16 protein-coding genes and 2 tRNA genes are annotated in these 17,268 nt (G+C 59.7%); 11 read left to right on the forward strand and 7 right to left on the reverse strand.

What is annotated here, in order from left to right:
* Positions 1-610: 610 nt before the first annotated feature.
* Complete coding sequence (locus JOZ06_RS09115) at positions 611-1,264, reverse strand: SDR family NAD(P)-dependent oxidoreductase (protein WP_293231651.1); 654 nt, start codon at positions 1,262-1,264, stop codon at positions 611-613.
* Between the two features lie 97 nt (positions 1,265-1,361).
* Between JOZ06_RS09115 and JOZ06_RS09120 the strand changes: the two genes are divergently transcribed.
* Entirely contained in the window at positions 1,362-2,258 is an 897-nt protein-coding gene (locus JOZ06_RS09120; protein ID WP_293231654.1) for a LysR family transcriptional regulator, read from the forward strand.
* Between the two features lie 77 nt (positions 2,259-2,335).
* On the opposite strand, the gene JOZ06_RS09125 is transcribed toward JOZ06_RS09120, so the two are convergent.
* Positions 2,336-2,426, reverse strand: a tRNA-Ser gene (locus JOZ06_RS09125).
* A gap of 182 nt (positions 2,427-2,608) precedes the next feature.
* On the opposite strand from JOZ06_RS09125, the gene JOZ06_RS09130 reads away from it, so the two are divergent.
* From JOZ06_RS09130 to serS, 4 genes are read left to right on the forward strand one after another with little or no spacing between them, the layout of a single operon-like run.
* Complete coding sequence (locus tag JOZ06_RS09130; RefSeq protein ID WP_293231656.1) at positions 2,609-4,201, forward strand: NAD+ synthase; 1,593 nt, start codon at positions 2,609-2,611, stop codon at positions 4,199-4,201.
* A gap of 5 nt (positions 4,202-4,206) precedes the next feature.
* Complete coding sequence (gene lolA, locus JOZ06_RS09135; RefSeq protein ID WP_293231658.1) at positions 4,207-4,815, forward strand: outer membrane lipoprotein chaperone LolA; 609 nt, start codon at positions 4,207-4,209, stop codon at positions 4,813-4,815.
* Positions 4,816-4,819: 4 nt separating this feature from the next.
* Positions 4,820-6,136 carry a replication-associated recombination protein A gene (locus tag JOZ06_RS09140; protein WP_293231660.1) on the forward strand — a complete coding sequence of 439 codons (1,317 nt, stop codon included), beginning with the start codon at positions 4,820-4,822 and terminating at the stop codon, positions 6,134-6,136.
* A gap of 2 nt (positions 6,137-6,138) precedes the next feature.
* Positions 6,139-7,425: a serine--tRNA ligase gene (gene serS, locus JOZ06_RS09145; RefSeq protein WP_293231662.1), complete on the forward strand. Its 1,287-nt coding sequence runs from the start codon at positions 6,139-6,141 to the stop codon at positions 7,423-7,425.
* 141 nt (positions 7,426-7,566) lie between these two features.
* On the opposite strand, the gene JOZ06_RS09150 is transcribed toward serS, so the two are convergent.
* Positions 7,567-10,041, reverse strand: coding sequence for an EAL domain-containing protein (locus tag JOZ06_RS09150; protein ID WP_293231664.1), 2,475 nt, complete (start codon positions 10,039-10,041; stop codon positions 7,567-7,569).
* A 189-nt stretch (positions 10,042-10,230) separates the two neighbouring features.
* On the opposite strand from JOZ06_RS09150, the gene JOZ06_RS09155 reads away from it, so the two are divergent.
* Entirely contained in the window at positions 10,231-10,767 is a 537-nt protein-coding gene (locus tag JOZ06_RS09155) for an NADPH-dependent FMN reductase (protein ID WP_293231666.1), read from the forward strand.
* A gap of 60 nt (positions 10,768-10,827) precedes the next feature.
* On the opposite strand, the gene phaR is transcribed toward JOZ06_RS09155, so the two are convergent.
* Positions 10,828-11,379 (reverse strand): polyhydroxyalkanoate synthesis repressor PhaR, encoded by a 552-nt coding sequence (phaR, locus tag JOZ06_RS09160; protein ID WP_293231668.1) that lies wholly within the window; start codon positions 11,377-11,379, stop codon positions 10,828-10,830.
* Positions 11,380-11,556: 177 nt separating this feature from the next.
* On the opposite strand from phaR, the gene JOZ06_RS09165 reads away from it, so the two are divergent.
* Together JOZ06_RS09165 and JOZ06_RS09170 are read left to right on the forward strand one after the other, a co-directional pair.
* Entirely contained in the window at positions 11,557-12,117 is a 561-nt protein-coding gene (locus JOZ06_RS09165) for a phasin family protein (protein WP_293231670.1), read from the forward strand.
* A 163-nt stretch (positions 12,118-12,280) separates the two neighbouring features.
* Complete coding sequence (locus tag JOZ06_RS09170; protein ID WP_293231671.1) at positions 12,281-13,408, forward strand: M14-type cytosolic carboxypeptidase; 1,128 nt, start codon at positions 12,281-12,283, stop codon at positions 13,406-13,408.
* Between the two features lie 64 nt (positions 13,409-13,472).
* Here JOZ06_RS09170 and JOZ06_RS09175 read toward each other — a convergent pair whose 3' ends face one another.
* Together JOZ06_RS09175 and JOZ06_RS09180 are read right to left on the reverse strand one after the other, a co-directional pair.
* Entirely contained in the window at positions 13,473-13,778 is a 306-nt protein-coding gene (locus JOZ06_RS09175) for an H-NS histone family protein (RefSeq protein WP_293231673.1), read from the reverse strand.
* Between the two features lie 133 nt (positions 13,779-13,911).
* Positions 13,912-14,919: a hypothetical protein gene (locus tag JOZ06_RS09180; protein WP_293231675.1), complete on the reverse strand. Its 1,008-nt coding sequence runs from the start codon at positions 14,917-14,919 to the stop codon at positions 13,912-13,914.
* A 203-nt stretch (positions 14,920-15,122) separates the two neighbouring features.
* Here JOZ06_RS09180 and JOZ06_RS09185 point away from each other — a divergent pair.
* A tRNA-Asn gene (locus JOZ06_RS09185) sits at positions 15,123-15,198 on the forward strand.
* A 164-nt stretch (positions 15,199-15,362) separates the two neighbouring features.
* On the opposite strand, the gene bla is transcribed toward JOZ06_RS09185, so the two are convergent.
* Entirely contained in the window at positions 15,363-16,262 is a 900-nt protein-coding gene (gene bla, locus JOZ06_RS09190; RefSeq protein WP_366515145.1) for a class A beta-lactamase, read from the reverse strand.
* Positions 16,263-16,425: 163 nt separating this feature from the next.
* On the opposite strand from bla, the gene JOZ06_RS09195 reads away from it, so the two are divergent.
* Positions 16,426-16,986 carry a sigma-70 family RNA polymerase sigma factor gene (locus JOZ06_RS09195; protein ID WP_293231677.1) on the forward strand — a complete coding sequence of 187 codons (561 nt, stop codon included), beginning with the start codon at positions 16,426-16,428 and terminating at the stop codon, positions 16,984-16,986.
* A complete protein-coding gene (locus JOZ06_RS09200; RefSeq protein WP_293231679.1) occupies positions 16,983-17,165 on the forward strand; it encodes a zf-HC2 domain-containing protein in 183 nt (60 codons plus the stop codon). The genes JOZ06_RS09195 and JOZ06_RS09200 overlap by 4 nt, the downstream gene beginning before the upstream one ends.
* Positions 17,166-17,268: the final 103 nt, after the last annotated feature.

Here is a 17,268-nt window from a genome sequence, read left to right on the forward strand (position 1 = left end):
TCGACGATCAGACGGCAAACGTCCGGGTTGCGGCGCAGCTCGCGCGGCGCGCACAACACGGAGATCAGGGAAAGTAACTGCTCTTGGCGGAAGTGCTGGTTTGAAGGGAACGACGGAACTGCTTTAGTATTGACGACAGCCATGCTAGCTCCTTGTGGGTCAAGTGAGTTGGTTTGGTCAGCGGGGCCGGGGTCTCTCACACCTCGGTCCCGCGCCACTTGCGGCGAATGCCGCAGCCATCACCTTATCCAGGCCCGGCAGATTCGACAAGATAGCGGTGCTGTCAGGAAAATCTGAAAATCGTGCACGGGTAAAAACGCGGTGCGGTTTTTATTCTCCCGATCCCGCACACCAACCCCACGGGAGCCAGCTCATCAATCCCAAAGCCAAGCAGCGCGGCCATTCTCGCTGTAGCCAGCGGTTCTCGCCCTATTGTTGGGTGTAAGAGCAAATTATTTGCTGTGTGACGATATAGGTGTAGCGCTCAGGCGATTGCATTTTCAGCCAACCACGTTGTGCCATGGCGCGGAGTTCACACATAGCCCGGGCTTTTGGTTTAAAAATTGGTCGAGCCAAATTTCTGCTCGACCAACACTCTAAAACACATGATTTAAGCGGGATAAGTCGTTTCAGGTTTCCACTCATTTCGCGGCGCAGAATGAAGATCCCAAAACGCTTGCGCAATTCCACGTGCCTCAGGAGAATCTGCCGACACGAGAGTCGAAACGGTCACGGTGGCCACATGCACACCACGCTCTTTAAACGTCTCAAAAACTCCATGCGCCAAGTTACGAATACCGGCTTTTCCAATACTCAAAGACAGATAATCCGGATGCGGATACAACGCAAAGCCACCACCAGTGAGGAGAATAGTGCCATTCCCTCGCTGAAGCATTGTCCGTGCAACAGTCTGAGTTGCAACGAGAGCAGCCCCAATATTGACAGTTAGATCCGGGACGAACGTATCGCTCGCTTGGTTTTCGATTGAGGCAGAGCGCATAGATGCGGCGTTATAGTGAAGAACATCAACCGCACCGAATTCATCTTCGGTTGCTCGGATAAGAGCCTCTACAGAGGGAAGATTGCCGGCATCGACGGCCCTCACTTCCACTGCGTAGCCTTTTGCTTCGAGTTGCTTGGCTCGTTCCGCCAACTTTGCAGGATCACGGGAAGTCAGAACGACACGGAATCCTTCTTGTGCGAAACGCTCTGCGGTCGCGATGCCGATTCCCGGGCCAGATCCAATGCTAAGAAACGTCTTCATGACTAGCACTCCTTCGTAAAACCCAACTCTAATGCCATGCACACATCGAAACAATACGGCTACAATGCAAATCACTAATGCATACGGCGCATGAATTATGTCATTTGAAGGTTTTGATGATTTGCTAGCATTTGCAGCTGTAGCAACGACGGGCAGTTTTCGTGCAGCCGCAGAGCAGCTTGCCCGCGACCCGTCTGTCATCTCGAGAAGACTCACGCAGCTTGAGCACCGCCTGGGTGTTCGGTTACTAGTAAGGACCACGCGCAGTGTGACGCTGACAGAGGCGGGAACCTTCTATTTCCGGCGCATCGGATCTGTTCTAGACGAATTGGATATGGCAACACGAGAGGTTGGAGGCTTTGCTGCATCACCTCAGGGCATTCTCAAGATTTCACTTCCTGTGACCATCGGGCGAGAGCTGATTGCGCCACTATTACCCGATTTCTTACTGAAGTATCCCAACATCCACCTAGATGCTCATTTCCTGGATCGGACTGTTGACATAGTTCGGGAGGGATTTGATGTGGTCATTCGTACGGGCACAATCCGAGACAGCTCTCTGATCGCACGGCGGTTAACGGCATTCCGCAGCATCCTTGTCGCCGCGCCGACATACCTTGATAAGTGGGGAACTCCTGAAAACGTTGAAGACCTACAACGTCATGCAACGCTCGGTTTTACAACACACGCCGACTGGCCATTATGGATATTAGAGAAAGATGGGGAAGAGAAATCCATCAAGCTAAATGGACCACTCTCGGCCAATAGCCTTGAAGCAATTTTTGAGGCCGCAGTCAAAGGCGTCGGAGTGGCAATGGTACCTCCGTGGATGGCGATGCCATTTTTCAAGAATGGGCTACTTTCTGAAGTGCTTCCTGGGTGGCGATCGATTCGCAACATCGGTATTCATGCTGTTATGCCACCGGGCGCTCTCATCCCAGCAAAGACCCGGGTATTTGTCGACGAAATTGCCGCTTCGTTACAAACAAAATAGTAAGTCAGCAGCTGCGAGCAATAATCTAAAAACAAAAAGCCCCGACGCAAACGTCGAGGCTTTTTTGATCAATTCTGTGGCGGAGAGAGGGGGATTCGAACCCCCGTCAGGGTATTACCCTGAACACGCTTTCCAGGCGTGCGACTTAAACCACTCATCCATCTCTCCGGTTTTCCGGTTCTGAGGGCGGTTTTTTCGCCGTCAGAGGCTGCGCAGTATAAAAGGCCGGGGGGCGTTTGGCAAGCACTTTACCGACAGCCGCCGCCAGCGGCCGCGCCGGGCGCGGTCAAGACCTTGGCCACATCTTCGGGTAGAATCAATGTATCGACTTACCTATACGAGCTACGACAATGCGGATTGCGCTTGCCCAGTTCAACGCCGTGGTCGGCGACATCGCCGGCAACACCGACAAGATTCTCGCTCTGGCGCAACAAGCCATCGCCCAAGGGGCCGACGTGCTGGTGACGCCGGAGCTGGCGCTGACCGGCTACCCGCCGGAAGACTTGCTGCTGCGCGACCATTTCTATCGCGAGTGTTCGAAGGGGCTAGGCCGGCTGATGGACCTGGACGGCATCACGCTGGTGATCGGCCATCCGGTCAAGCAAGGCGCGGAGCGCTTCAACGCCGCCACCGTGCTGCGCGACGGCAACCGCCTGGGCACGTATTACAAGATGCTGCTGCCCAACGACGAAGTGTTCGACGAATGCCGCTACTTCGTTCCCGGCGCGGCGCCGCTGGTATTTGAGCAAAACGGCGTCAAGGTCGGCGTGTTGATCTGCGAGGACGTGTGGCAGCCCGAGCCGGCGGCCGAGGCGGCGGACGCCGGCGCCGAGGTGCTGGTGGTGCTCAACGCCTCGCCGTTCCATCGCAACAAGCTGCCGGTCCGCCACGACGTCGTGCGCTATCGCAGCGAGGAAACCGGCGTGCCCATCGCCTACGTCAATTTGGTGGGCGGCCAGGACGAGTTGGTGTTCGACGGCGCCTCGTTCGCCGTCGACAAGCATGGCAAGGTGGTGGCGCAAGCGCCGGCCAATGCCGAGGATCTGTTGCTGGTGGACGCCGCCGATGGCGACATCCGCCCCGGTTCGATGACGCCGCAGCCGGGCACGCTCGAGAGCATCTATCAGGCACTGGTGCTCGGCGTGCGCGACTATATCGGCAAGAACCGTTTCCCGGGCGTGCTGCTTGGCCTGTCCGGCGGCATCGACTCGGCGCTGACCATGGCGATCGCCTGTGACGCGCTCGGCGCCGACAACGTGCATGCGGTGATGATGCCGTCGCGCTACACCGCCGACATCAGCGTCGTCGACGCGCGCCAGATGGCGCAAACGCTCGGCGTTCAATACGACGAGATCGAAATCTGGCCGATGTACCAAGCCTTCATGAGCAGTCTCGCGCCCGCCTTCGCCGGCCGGCCCGAGGACACCACCGAGGAAAACCTGCAGGCACGCATTCGCGGCACGCTGTTGATGGCGCTGTCGAACAAGAGCGGCAAGCTGGTGCTGACCACCGGCAACAAGTCGGAAATGACCACCGGCTACTGTACGCTGTACGGCGACATGGCCGGCGGTTTCGCGGTGCTGAAGGACGTGGCCAAGACCCTGGTGTTCGACCTGGCCCGCTGGCGCAATCGCGACGGCGAAGTCATCCCCGATCGCATCATCACCCGCCCGCCTTCCGCCGAGCTGCGGCCGGACCAGACCGACCAGGATAGTCTGCCGCCCTACGAGGTGCTCGACGCCATCATGACGCGCTATATGGAAGACAACCGCTCGGCCGAGGAAATCATCGCCGAAGGTTTTGCGCGTCCGGATGTCGAACGCGTGGTGCGGCTGTTGAAGATCAACGAATACAAGCGCCGCCAGGCACCGGTCGGACCGCGCATCACGCACCGCGGCTTCGGCAAGGATTGGCGCTACCCGATCACCAATCGATTCAGTTGAGAAAAATGAGAAAAATCCTTTGCACCGTCGCGCTGTTGATGCTGGCGCCGCTGGCCCAAGCCGATGCGATCCCGCAGCTGAAGGCCTTCATCGCCAGCACGTCGACCTTGACCGCCGATTTCCAACAGGTGGTCACGAGCAAGAACAAGCGCAGCGAGGCGAGCGGCACGCTGTCGATCGCCCGCCCAGGCAAATTCCTTTGGATCTACACCAAGCCCTACGACCAGATCATCGACGGCGACGGCAAGCGGCTGTGGATCTACGACAAGGAGCTGGCGCAAGTCACCACCCGGCCGCTCAACGCCGCGCTCGGTTCGAGCCCGGCGGCGCTGTTGGCCGGCAGCAACGCCATCGAGCGCGACTACGCGCTGCGCGAGTCCGGCGCCGACAAGGGGCTGTCGTGGCTGACCGCCACACCGAAGAAGGACGAAAACACCTTCAAGTCGATCCGCATGGGCTTCAGCAACAATGCGCTGCAGGTCATGGAGCTGTCGGACACCTTCGGCAATCTGACCCGCATCAGCTTCAGCAACATGAAGAAAAACCCGGCCCTGCCGGCCACCTTGTTCCACTTCGCCCCGCCCAAGGGCGCGGATGTGATTTCGGACCAATAAGCCCATGCCCGACCTCTTCGCCGCCGAGCCCGCCAAACCGTTAGCCGAAGCGCTGCGGCCCGACCGGCTCGACGCCGTGATCGGCCAGCAGCACCTGATCGGCCCGGGCAAACCGCTCAGGGTGGCGGTCGAAAGCGCCACGCCGCACTCGATGATCCTGTGGGGACCGCCCGGCGTGGGCAAGACCACGCTGGCGCGCATTCTGGCCAAAAGCTTCGATGCGGAATTCATCCCGGTCTCGGCGGTGCTCGCCGGCGTCAAGGAGATCCGCGAGGCGGTGGAGCGCGCGCATCAGGTGCTGGCGCAATACGGCCGCCGCACCATCCTGTTCGTCGACGAAGTGCACCGCTTCAATAAGAGTCAGCAAGACGCCTTTTTGCCGTTCGTCGAATCGGGCCTGTTGACCTTTATCGGCGCCACAACGGAAAACCCCTCGTTCGAGGTCAATTCGGCGCTGCTGTCCCGCGCCCAGGTATACGTGCTCACGCCGCTCTCCGCCGAAGAGTTGCGCGCGCTGTACGAACGCGTGCGCGCGGAGGGCGAGCTCGACGGCCTCACCATCGACGAGGCGGCGCTCGACACCTTGATCGGCTATGCCGACGGCGACGGCCGCCGCTTCCTCAATCTGGTGGAACAGGCGCGCACCGCGGCGCGCGCGCGCAAGGTCGACACCATCGACGCCGCCTTCCTCGCCGACGTGCTGTCACTCAACGCCCGCCGCTTCGACAAGGGCGGCGACGCCTTCTACGACCAGATCTCGGCGCTGCACAAATCGGTGCGCGGCTCGAACCCGGACGCGGCGGTCTACTGGCTCACGCGCATGCTCGACGGCGGCGCCGACCCGCGCTATCTGGCGCGCCGCCTGGTGCGCATGGCCTGGGAGGATATTGGCCTGGCCGACCCGCGCGCCGCGCGCGTCGCGCTCGACGCCGCCGACACCTACGAGCGCCTGGGCAGCCCCGAGGGCGAGCTCGCGCTGGCGCAGGCGGCGATCTATCTTGCCGTGGCGGCCAAGAGCAACGCCGGCTACATGGCGTATAATGCGGTTCGTGCCCATATTCGCCAGGACGGCTCGCGCCCGGTCCCGGTGCATCTGCGCAATGCCCCCACGCGGCTCATGAAAGAGCTCGGCTACGGCAAGGAATACCGTTACGCCCACGACGAACCCGGCGCCTATGCGGCGGGCGAAACCTATTTGCCTGACGGCTTGGAAGACCAGCATTGGTACTTTCCGGTCGATCGTGGGCTGGAAGCAAAAATTCAGGAAAAACTGGCGTATCTACGGCAACTGGACCAGGACGCCAAGAAATCACAGGACTAGAAATGCTCGATATCCAACTGCTTCGCACTGACCTGCAACAGGTAGCCAAACGACTGGCCGGCCGTGGCTACGTTCTCGACACCGCGCTGTTCTCGCAATGGGAATCCGAACGCAAAGCACTGCAAACCCGCATGCAGGAGCTACAGGCGCAACGCAACGCCAGCTCCAAGCTGATCGGCGAGGCCAAGCGCAAAGGCGAGGACGCCAGCGCCATCCTGGCGCAAGTGGCCACGCTCGGCGACGAGCTCAAGGCCGCCGAACAAGCGTTCGAGGCAGTGCAAGCCAAGCTGGATCAGTGGCTGTTGAGCATCCCCAACCTACCGCACGAATCGGTGCCGGTGGGCAAGGACGAGCACGACAACGTCGAAGTGCGCAAGGTGGGCGTGCCCAAGAGCTTCGAGTTCGATGTGAAAGATCACGTCGACGTCGGCGCGCCGCTCGGTCTGGACTTCGAAACCGGCACCAAGCTGTCCGGCGCCCGCTTCACCGTGCTCAAGGGCGGCATAGCCCGCCTGCATCGCGCGCTGGCGCAGTTCATGCTCAACACTCACACCGAGACGCACGGCTACCGCGAATGCTATACGCCGTACATCGTCAACGCCGAGGTGCTGTACGGCACCGGCCAGCTGCCCAAGTTCGCCGAGGACATGTTCAAGGTCACCAAGGGCGGCGACGAACAAGGCCCGGACCAGTACCTGATCTCCACGTCGGAAATCTCGCTCACCAACACCGTGCGCGAAAGCATCCTCAAGCTGGAAGAACTGCCGGTCAAACTGACCGCGCACTCGCCCTGCTTCCGCTCCGAAGCCGGCTCTTACGGCCGCGACACGCGCGGCATGATCCGCCAGCATCAGTTCGACAAGGTGGAGATGGTGCAAATCGCGCATCCCGAGCGCTCGATGGCCGCGCTGGAGGAAATGGTCGGCCACGCCGAAGTGATCTTGAAGAAGCTGGAACTGCCCTACCGCGTGGTCACGCTGTGCACCGGCGACATGGGTTTCGGCTCGACCAAGACCTATGACCTGGAGGTTTGGCTGCCGGCGCAAAATACCTATCGCGAGATTTCCAGCTGCTCCAACATGGGCGACTTCCAAGCGCGCCGCATGATGGCGCGCTTCAAGGACGAAAACGGCAAAAACCAATACGTGCACACGCTCAACGGCTCCGGCCTCGCGGTCGGCCGCACGCTGGTGGCGGTATTGGAGAACTACCAGAATGCCGACGGCAGCGTCACCGTGCCGGCGGTGCTGCGTCCCTACATGGGCGGGTTGGAAAAGCTCGTTCCCTGAGCCAGTGTATTTGGTGCAATGCCGCGCGTTGCGCGTCGATTGCACCCTACGTCGTGTAGGGCGCAATCGCCACAGGCAGTGCGCCATCAACAGCCAAAAAAAATCGCGCCCCCCGGAGCGCGATTTTTTGTTTACGTCGGTTCAGATCAACTGGCGCCGCGGTTGCCGCAGCAGCTTCTCGAACGCTTCCGCCGGCATCGGCCGGCTATAGTAATAGCCCTGCCCTTCCTGGCAGCCCTGCGCCACCAGAAAATCGCGCTGCTCCGGCCGCTCGACGCCTTCGGCCACCAGGTTCAAGCCGAGGCTGTGGGCAATCGAAATGATGGCGCGGGTAATCGCCACGTCGTCGCTGTCTTCATGCAGGTCCATGATGAACGAGCGGTCGATCTTCAGGCCGTGCACCGGCAGGCGCTTGAGATAGGACAGCGAGGAATAGCCGGTGCCGAAATCGTCGATCGACAGATAGACGCCCAACTGCTGCAGTTCGCGCAGCACCTCGGTCACGCCCTCGCCTTCGTCCATCGCCACGCTTTCGGTCACTTCCAGCTCCAGGCACTCGCTGGGCAGCCCATGGGTTTGCAGCGTCTGACGCACGGTCTCGACGATGCCGCCGAATTTGAACTGGCGGCCGGACACGTTGACCGCGATGCGCCCCGCCGGCAGATTGGCGTCGCGCCAATGCCGCCACTGCTTGCACGCGGTGTGCAGCACCCATTCGCCGATGGCGACGATCAGCGAGCTGTCCTCGGCAATGGGGATGAACTCGTCCGGCGGCACCAAGCCGCGCTGCGGATGGCGCCAACGGATCAGCGCCTCGGCACCGCACACTTCGCCGCTGGCCAGGTCGACCTTGGGCTGATACCACAGCTCCAGCTCGTTCTGCGCCAAGCCGCGCCGTAAGGCCGCCTCCATGCTCATCCGTTCCAGCGCGTGCGCGTTCATGTCGCCGGCGTAGAACTGGAAGGTATTCTTGCCGCACTCCTTGGCGCGCACCATGGCGGCATCGGCATTGGCGAGCAGGCTCTGCGCGCTATGGCTGTCGTCGGGGTAGAGGCTGATGCCCATGCTGACCGACACGAATACCTCGTTGCCCGCGACCACGGTGTCGCCGGACAGGGCCGACAGCAAGGTCTGCGACAAGCTCGCCAACTGCTGCACGCTTTCGATTTCCGATACCAGCACCACGAACTCGTCGCTCGCCAGCCGGCCGATCAGGCTGCCCTCCGGCACCAGGGCCTGCAGCGTTTCCGCCACGCGGGTTAACAGCTCGTCGCCGGCCTTCAACCCCAGGGTGTCGTTGAACAGTTTGAAGCGGTCCAGATCGATGTACAGCAACGCCAGCCGCTGGTCATTGGCCGCGGCGCGCTCCAGCGCCACCTGTAGGCACTCGGTGAACAGTTGCCGATTGGCCAGGCCCGTCAGCGCGTCGTGGCTGGCGAGAAACTTGAGCCGCGCCTCGGTCTGCTTGCTCTGGGTGATATCGGAGAAGACGCCGACGTAGTGGCGCCGCCCCGTCCCTTCGTCCGCCACGGCGGTCACGCACAAATGCACGGTATAGAGGCTGCCGTCTTTGTGCCGGTTGATGATCTCACCCTGCCAACGGCCGTCGACGAGCAGGCTCTGCCAAAAGCGCGCGTAAAAGTCGGCCGTTTGCTTGCCCGACGCCATCACTGTGGGCATCTTGCCCACCACTTCGTTGGCGACATAGCCGGTGATGCGGCCAAAGGCGGGGTTGACCGACTCAATGACGCCATCGCCGTTGGTGATCATGATCCCTTCCATGGTCGACGCGAACACCGTCTCGGCCAACATCAGGCTGTGCTGCGACTCCGATAGCGCGCGGTCGCGTTCGAACAGCATCTGATGCAGCTCCAGCAAGAACGCCTGCTCGATGCTGTGCAGGATGTCGGAAAAACCGACCACGCCCACCAGCTCGCCCTCGTCGTCGAGCACGCCAAGGTGGCGGATCTGATGCGCCAGCAGTAAATTGCGCGCGTCGGCAAGGCGGGTGCTGCCGCTGACGGCCTTGAGCGAGCGCGAGCACACCGAGGCGAGCGGACCGGCCGGCAGCCCTTGCGCCATCAGCCGCACCACGTCCCGCTGGGTCAAGATGCCGTAGGTCGCGGCGGAGAGCCGCACCACCACCGCGTCGCGCCCTTGCGCGCGCATCTGCGTCACGGCCTCGCGCACGTCGAGCGTGCCGTCCAGAATGCAGGGGCTTGGCATCGGCACGGTATCGAGCCGGCGCAGCCCTAGAAAATCATCGCTGTCCTGGTGTCGGATGATGTCGGACATGGAGAGCATGCCCAGCGGCACGCCATCGTCCGCGACCAGCGCATGCCGAATGCTTTTGTCATGGAACATCACCACGGCGTCCTGTATGGTGGTTGTCGGCGTCACGCACACGACGGGAGAGGACATGACGTCGGCCAAACAGAGAGGCGACATGCCGGCGTCGAACAATTCCGGCCGAACCGCGTCCGTTTCCGTCCAAATGCCAATCGCGCGGTCCGACGCATCGACAACCAAGATAGTGCTGCAGCGCCGTTCGGACATCCGCTGCGCGGCGTCGCGCACCAGCATGCCGGGCGATCCGAGCAGGATTTCCGTGCTCATGATGCGAGTGACCGGTTGGAACAGAATAGACATCATCGACTATTTAAACAGTATGTTAATTATTTACAAGGCATTAATCAGCATTCTATTTATATATGTCCTGCATATCAACAATCCGGGCTGCGCTATATCAAGCGTTGTCTTCATCCTTGACGCAACCGCGGCATGCCAATCGAAGGGAGCTCCCCGATGAATGTCCTCGCCCTGTGCGGCAGCCTGCGCGCAGCCTCGACCAACGCCGCGCTGCTGCGCGCCATCCAAAGCCTGGCCGCGCCGCGCATCGTTGTTGAACTGTTCGACGAGATCGGCACGCTGCCGCTGTTCAATCCGGACCTGGAGGGCAGTCTTCCGTCACCGGTCCAAACGTTTCATCGCCGCGTCGCCGCCGCGGATGCCTTGATGATCGCCAGCCCCGAATACGCGCACGGCGTCACCGGCACCATCAAGAACGCGCTCGATTGGCTGGTGGGGTTCGAGTTGTTCGTCAACAAGCCGGTGGTGGTGCTCAACGCGTCGCCCAGAGCCCGGCACGCCGACGCGGCCTTGCGGGAAACGCTTCAGACCATGTCCGCCCACATCTTGGAAACCGCCTCGGTGACGGTGCCGCTACTCGGGTCCGGCTTGGATGAAAAGGGTATCGTGGCGTCCGCGAATCTGGCGCGGACCTTGACCGACATGCTCGACGAGATCCATCGCGCCGTCGACGCCCTTCAAAGGGACAAATAAGGCAGACAACAAAACGGCTTTGCCGCCGCAAGGAGGCAAAGCCGTCTGTTCGATCGGGGATTAGGGTTTGTCTTTGTCGCCGTAGGACGGGAAGCCGAAACCGGAGAACATTTGTTTGGCCTGTTCTTGCATGCGGTTCTGCATTTCCAGATACATGCCAGTGCTTTGCTCCAGGTAATTCGACATCATGTTCTGCATCGCCGGCCCCTGGAATTTCATGAACTCGCTCCAGAGGTTGGTATTGAACATGGCGTTGTCGCCGTAGAGCACGCGCGCCTGCTCGCGGATCTTTTGCTGCAGCTGCTCGAACATCTGCAGGTTCTTCTCCAGGAACGGGCCCATCATGCCTTGCATCGCCTGGCCGTAGAAACGGATGAACTGGGTCAGCACTTCATAGCTGAACATCGGCGCGCCGCCGTTTTCTTCTTCCAAAATGATTTGCAACAACACGCTGCGGGTGATGTCCTCTTGCGTCTTGGCGTCGAGAACTTGCAGGTCAACTTGATCGAGTACCAGTTGCTTCACATCGCCCAGCGTGATGTAGGAGCTCGTGGCTGTGTCATACAGGCGACGGTTCGGGTACTTTTTGATGACCCGCTTTTCAACACTCATGCAATGCTCCCTGTATTGTGGTGTGGACTACGCCGACGAATCTACATAAATACAACAGTGTAAAGCAATAGCACTAGAACGCCAGCGATGCTACATGATACATTCTGTCGTCATGTTGCGTTGCGTCAATTTATTATACCGCACGTTCATTTTATCGACTCCATGCGAGGGTACAACATGTTTGCGATCAACGAGCAGTTCAGCAAGCTTTCCAGCAACGGTTTCGAGAACATTCTGCGTGCCGCGCAGATTTCACTAGACAGCAGTGAGCGGCTCATCAAGCAACAATTCGAACTCTCCAAGCAAGCCTTGGAGGGCAATGTCCAGATCGCCCAGGAGCTGGCCGGGATCAAGGATCCGCAGCAGGCGCTCAACCAACTCAACAAAGTCTTCAGCCAATCGTTCGAACAAGCGGTGAAGAGTTCGCGCAGCCTGTACGACATCGTGTCGCAGACCCAAAGCGAATTTTCCACGCTGACCGAAGAGAGCCTGGACCGGCTCAACAAGTCGTTCCTCTCCTCGTTTGACACCTTGTCGCAAAACAGCCCGGCTGGCGCCGACGCCGCGATCAATGCCTTCAAGTCGTCGTTCGCCGCGGCCGCGGCCACGATCAGCAGCCTGAGCCGCGCCGCGCAGCAAGTGGCCGAGTTCGCCGACACCAGCGTCAAGGCCGCCACGAGCGCCACCGCCGGCGCCGCCAAAGCCCCGGCCAAACGCGGCGCCGCCGCCCAGGCCTAAGCATTCGAGCCTCCGGTCAAACCGGTCTTCGCGCCTATCCAAACGGCCACCTGATGGTGGCCGTTTTCGTTGTTGGCGCCGCCCCAAACGACGAAGTGCATGCAAGCCATGGCGGACGAGGTTACAATCCGTTTTTTTGAACCCCCCCTACATGGTTCAGCGCATGCAAATCAGCCATCAGTTTGACGCAGGCAGCATCGAGATCGTCTCCGCCGACCACTTTGAAAACATCCAGCTGCGCATCCGCAAGGACAATGCCGCCGAGTTTGCCCAGTGGTTCCATTTCCGACTGCAGGGCGCGGCCTACCAGCACTGCACGATCAAGTTTCTCAACGCCGGCGAGAGCGCCTACCCGAAGGGTTGGGTCGATTACCAGCCCATGGCGTCCTACGATCGCATCAACTGGTTTCGCGTGCCGGCGGAATTCGACGGCCAGGTCATGACCATCGAGCATGTCCCGTTGGCCAACAGCATTTATTACGCCTACTTCGAGCCCTACTCGTACGAGCAGCATCTGAATCTCATCGGTCAGGCCCAAGGCTCCGGCCTGTGCCAGGTCTCTTGCTTGGGCGCCAGCACCGAAGGGCGCGATATCGATCTATTGACCATCGGCCACGAGGTCGAATCCGATCTGAAGGTCTGGGTCATCGCCCGCCAGCACCCAGGCGAGACCATGGCCGAATGGTTCGTCGAGGGTTTGCTCAATCGCCTGCTCGACCCGCAGGACCCGACTTCACGCGCCCTGCTCGACCGCGCCACCTTTTACGTCGTGCCCAATATGAACCCCGATGGCGCGGTGCACGGCAATCTGCGCACCAATGCCGCCGGCGCCAATCTGAACCGCGAGTGGCTGACGCCCAGCAAGGAAACCAGTCCGGAAGTATTGTGCGTGCGCGAAAAGATGCTGGAAACCGGGGTCGACCTGTTCCTCGACATCCATGGCGACGAAGGCCTGCCCTATGTCTTCCTCTCCGGCACGGAAGGCGTACCGTCCTACGACGCGCGCATTACCGCCATCGAGAGCGAATTCAAGGCATTGTTCAAGCTGGCGAGCCCGGATTTTCAGGACGAATTCGGTTATGCGCGCAAAGAGCCGGGCAAAGCCGATTTGTCGATCGCCACCAACTGGGTGGGCGAGCAATTCCGCTGCCTGTCCTACACGCTGGAAATGCCGTTCAAGGACAACGCCAACCTGCCCGACGACGATTACGGCTGGAACGGCCAGCGCAGCCTGCGGCTCGGCGAGGCCGTCCTCAGCGCCGTCTATGGCGTACTGGGCAAGCTGCGCTAGCCCGTCTGCGGCCAGGCAATAAAAAAGCGCCCTCGGGCGCTTTTTTTGTACCTGAAACCCGCGATCAGATCGTCAGGTCTTGCAGCGTTTTGCCGGCGTTGAGCAGCTCTTGCACCCATACCGGCTTGCGGCCACGCCCGGTCCAGGTCATTTCCGGATGCTTCGGATGGCGGTACTTCGCCTCTACCGGCTTGCGAACGCCACCGGTCTTGCCCAACACGTCTTCGATGGTCAGGCCATGCGCCTTCGCCAATTCCATGATTTGTTTTTTGGCTTTGGATTTTTCTTCGTGCTCGCGTGCCTTGATCTCGGTTTCTACATCTGTTTTCAGATTGAGAAGATCGGCATAGCTGAGTTTGTGCAGTTCCATTTGTCTGTCTACCTTGTCATGTTCGTTGGATACGCAGTGAGTAGGTGCTGAGAGGTTTATTCGAACCATATTCTTCTGCCCTTAGCCCGCGTTCTGCTCAGGCGACATGGCGTTTTCTCTTATTTCTATAATTCTATTCATCAAGCAGCGAATAAGGCAAGGGAAGATTTAAGGCGGAAATTGTATTTGCCGCATCCAGATAAATTCCCGTCTCCCAGCTGGCGGACTGAATCACCGCCAACGCCTGATAATGGCCCGCGCCATCACGGGCCACATTGACAATGGTGCCAACCGACTGGTCTCCCATTCCAGGAGAATATAGATCCGCACCACAACTTGCACAAATGGGTAATTGCAGCCGATACATCCGGCGCTTGGTTTTCCCTAAATAACGAGTACGGGCAATAATCTCCTGCCCAGGGTAACAGCCTTTGGTAAAGCTAATGGCGCCAAATAAATCCATATTCGCCATTTGCGCCACGAACAGCTCCTGCGTGGACAAGGTAATCCAAGGGATCCCCGCGGCAATATCCAGCAACGACCAAGCCTCGTCCTCCACCGCCACCAGACCCGCCGGGAAATGCTGCAGCAAATCATCGGCAGCGCCAGCCTCGACCGCGGATAAAATCCACCCGCCCGGCAACCGAATATTCATTGCCGTCTCACTATGCGATATCAATTGCAAATCCTGCGCGGGCAATGGATAACCTTGCGCCGCGACCGCCTTTTCCACCGCCTCGCCGTGAAAACCCAGCAAACGGTAACGGTCGTCAACGGTCAATTTGACTTTCGAACGCATAATAAACATCGATAGCCGTTTGACGATTACTTCAGATAATTCTGAATCAACCAGCAGGAAATAATCACTCCCGGATTTCCAGCACAGGAATGACGCCATCAACCGTCCTTTTGCCGACGAATAACTCGTATATTGCGCGTTGCCGCCATCCAGCAGGCGGATGTCATTACTGAGTTGGCCTTGCAAAAAGGCCGCGGCATCCTCGCCCGCAACGCGAAGCAACTTAAACGCCTTCAACCGGCAAAACGCCACGGCTTGATTCAGCGCCGTGACTTGGGCCGCATAGCCGGCATCGTCGGGGTTCAAAGCGGGGCTAACAGCCAGATCGTCGTGCGTGCTCATGTGGGGGCATCCTTTGTTTGAATGATCATCATGCTACCAAAACCACGGCGCGCCCCAAAGCGGCCTAACGGCATCAAACAATGACGAAGGCATAATATAATTATATTCATAACGTTATGAGCAACAAACCGGAAAACACCGTGATTTCTCAAAATAAAGGTTTGACAGGGCATTCGTTCATTAGTATAGTTCGGCCTCGCGTTTCCCTGATAGCTCAGTTGGTAGAGCGACGGACTGTTAATCCGCAGGTCGCAGGTTCGAGCCCTGCTCGGGGAGCCAAAATTCAAAACCCCAGCCAAACGGCTGGGGTTTTTCATTATCCAAGGGGATCTAAATTGATCCGATTGGGTCCGCATTTACACGAATTCCATTTTTTCCTGCTTTATCCCGCTTTCCTTCAAATCGTGTCGCGCCCATTCGCCGCAGGCAATGCACGGTCTTGCTTAACGATAAGCCTGCGTCACGATGCCGGCCGCCTTGGCCAGCACATCGCGCCGCGCCGGCGCCTTCGGGTCCGGCTGGGTGAAATAAATCGCCAGCACCAGCGGCTGATGTCCCGGGGGCCAGATCACCGCGATGTCGTTGGTGGTGCCATAGCGGCCGTTGCCGGTCTTGTCCCCCTCCGTCCAAGAAGATGGCAGGCCGGCGCGAATACTGGTTGCGCCGGTGGTATTGCCCTTGAGCCAGGCCACCAGCTGCGCTCTTTGCGCAGGCTTTAGCGCATCGCCCAACGTCAGCTTGCGCAGGCTTTCCGCCATGGCCGCCGGCGTGGTCGTATCGCGCTCGTCGCCCGGAATCGCGCTATTGAGCATCGGTTCCGTGCGGTCCAAGCGGAATAGACTGTCGCCGATCTGGCGGCTGAAACGCGTCACCGCAGCCGGCCCGCCCAATTGCTCGATCAATTTATTCATCGCCACATTGTCGCTGTACTGCAATGCGGCGGCGCTCAGCTCGGAGAGCGTCATACTGCCGCCGACGTGCTTTTCGGCGATGGGATTGTAATTGACCAGGTCCGCCTGCCGAATGTCGATCGAGCGCGTGAGCAGATCCGGCTCGGTTTCACTGCGCTTCAAGATCGCCGCCACCGCCATGACTTTACTGGTGCTGCAAAATGGAAAGCGCTCGTCGCCGCGGTAGGCAAAGCGGCTGCCGTCGGCCGTATCGACCAACACCACGCCCAGCCGGCCATGCGCTTCTTGTTCCAGGTCGGACAGCTGCTGATACAAGGCCTGCTGAGGCGAAACGTCCGCGGCCCATGCCGGCGTGGCCGATAGAACCGCGCCGGCCACGCAGGCGCACAAGCCGCGCAGCAGCGCCGAGGACCGCGTCAACACATCATTCATGGCTCACCTCGCTTAACGACAAAACGTCTTTCGGCTGGCTCACAACGATAAAGTTCCTCTCTCCCTGTCATGACAACCGAGCGGATACGACCAATGGAGAGAGGACGTCGCTTGCCCACTCTGCCCGCGCCATGCTAAACAGGTGTTTTTTCATCGGTATAGTATGAATTTCACCGCAGAAGAGTTGGAACCTCACCGGCCAGCGCTACTGCGCTACGCCTTGTTTCGTCTGGGCAATGAGGCGGCGGCGCATGATCTGGTGCAGGACGCGTTTCTGGCCGCGTTGGAACACCCTGAGCGCTTTGCCGGCGCCGCTGCGTTGCGTACTTGGCTGACCGGCATCCTCAAACATAAAATCATCGACGTGCAGCGCAAGGCGGGGCGAGAAATCACCCTATCCGTCCCCGACGAGGAAGATCTATCCGACCTGGACACCCTCTTCGATCAGACGGGACACTGGGGCGCCGATGCGCCGCGCCGCTGGGAAAAACCCGAGGCTTGCCTGGAAGACCAGCAGTTCTGGCAGGTCTATCGCGAGTGCAGCCAGCGCATGCCGCCGCGTAGCGCGCTGGTCTTCACGCTGCGCGAACTACATAGCCTGGACGTGGCGGAAATCGGCGAGCAGTTGGACATCACCCCCGCGCATTGCTCGGTGTTGCTCTATCGGGCGCGTATGAGCCTGCGGCTATGCCTGGAAAAGAACTGGTTCGGAGCCACGCTATGAAACTGACCTGCCAACAAGCCTCCCACCTGCTGTCGCGGCAACAAGATCTGCCACTCGCATTCGGCGAGCGCCTTCGCCTACGCTTGCACCTCACCGTCTGCGACGCCTGCAGCCATTTCCAAGGCAGTTTGCGCTTTCTGCGCCAGGCCGCGCGCCGCGCGCCGCCATCCAAGCCATAGCGCATATTTTATGACAAAGTTGTAATTTCTCATTTTTGTATTTAAAAACAAGCGTGTACGTGCCGTGCTCGTTGTTAATAAATAGATCAATGAGGAACTTGTG

The organism is Paludibacterium sp., from assembly GCF_019232825.1.
GTDB lineage: Bacteria > Pseudomonadota > Gammaproteobacteria > Burkholderiales > Chromobacteriaceae > Paludibacterium.

Excerpts from the sequence above, each read along its gene's own strand:
- JOZ06_RS09200 (WP_293231679.1), top strand. The coding sequence starts at position 16,983 with ATGAAACTGACCTGCCAACAAGCCTCCCACCTGCTGTCGCGGCAACAA.
- serS (WP_293231662.1), top strand. The coding sequence starts at position 6,139 with ATGCTCGATATCCAACTGCTTCGCACTGACCTGCAACAGGTAGCCAAA.
- JOZ06_RS09175 (WP_293231673.1), bottom strand. The coding sequence starts at position 13,778 with ATGGAACTGCACAAACTCAGCTATGCCGATCTTCTCAATCTGAAAACA.
- JOZ06_RS09115 (WP_293231651.1), bottom strand. The coding sequence starts at position 1,264 with ATGAAGACGTTTCTTAGCATTGGATCTGGCCCGGGAATCGGCATCGCG.
- lolA (WP_293231658.1), top strand. The coding sequence starts at position 4,207 with ATGAGAAAAATCCTTTGCACCGTCGCGCTGTTGATGCTGGCGCCGCTG.
- JOZ06_RS09155 (WP_293231666.1), top strand. The coding sequence starts at position 10,231 with ATGAATGTCCTCGCCCTGTGCGGCAGCCTGCGCGCAGCCTCGACCAAC.
- JOZ06_RS09180 (WP_293231675.1), bottom strand. The coding sequence starts at position 14,919 with ATGAGCACGCACGACGATCTGGCTGTTAGCCCCGCTTTGAACCCCGAC.
- JOZ06_RS09130 (WP_293231656.1), top strand. The coding sequence starts at position 2,609 with ATGCGGATTGCGCTTGCCCAGTTCAACGCCGTGGTCGGCGACATCGCC.
- JOZ06_RS09170 (WP_293231671.1), top strand. The coding sequence starts at position 12,281 with ATGCAAATCAGCCATCAGTTTGACGCAGGCAGCATCGAGATCGTCTCC.
- bla (WP_366515145.1), bottom strand. The coding sequence starts at position 16,262 with ATGAATGATGTGTTGACGCGGTCCTCGGCGCTGCTGCGCGGCTTGTGC.
- phaR (WP_293231668.1), bottom strand. The coding sequence starts at position 11,379 with ATGAGTGTTGAAAAGCGGGTCATCAAAAAGTACCCGAACCGTCGCCTG.
- JOZ06_RS09140 (WP_293231660.1), top strand. The coding sequence starts at position 4,820 with ATGCCCGACCTCTTCGCCGCCGAGCCCGCCAAACCGTTAGCCGAAGCG.
- JOZ06_RS09120 (WP_293231654.1), top strand. The coding sequence starts at position 1,362 with ATGTCATTTGAAGGTTTTGATGATTTGCTAGCATTTGCAGCTGTAGCA.
- JOZ06_RS09165 (WP_293231670.1), top strand. The coding sequence starts at position 11,557 with ATGTTTGCGATCAACGAGCAGTTCAGCAAGCTTTCCAGCAACGGTTTC.
- JOZ06_RS09150 (WP_293231664.1), bottom strand. The coding sequence starts at position 10,041 with ATGAGCACGGAAATCCTGCTCGGATCGCCCGGCATGCTGGTGCGCGAC.
- JOZ06_RS09195 (WP_293231677.1), top strand. The coding sequence starts at position 16,426 with ATGAATTTCACCGCAGAAGAGTTGGAACCTCACCGGCCAGCGCTACTG.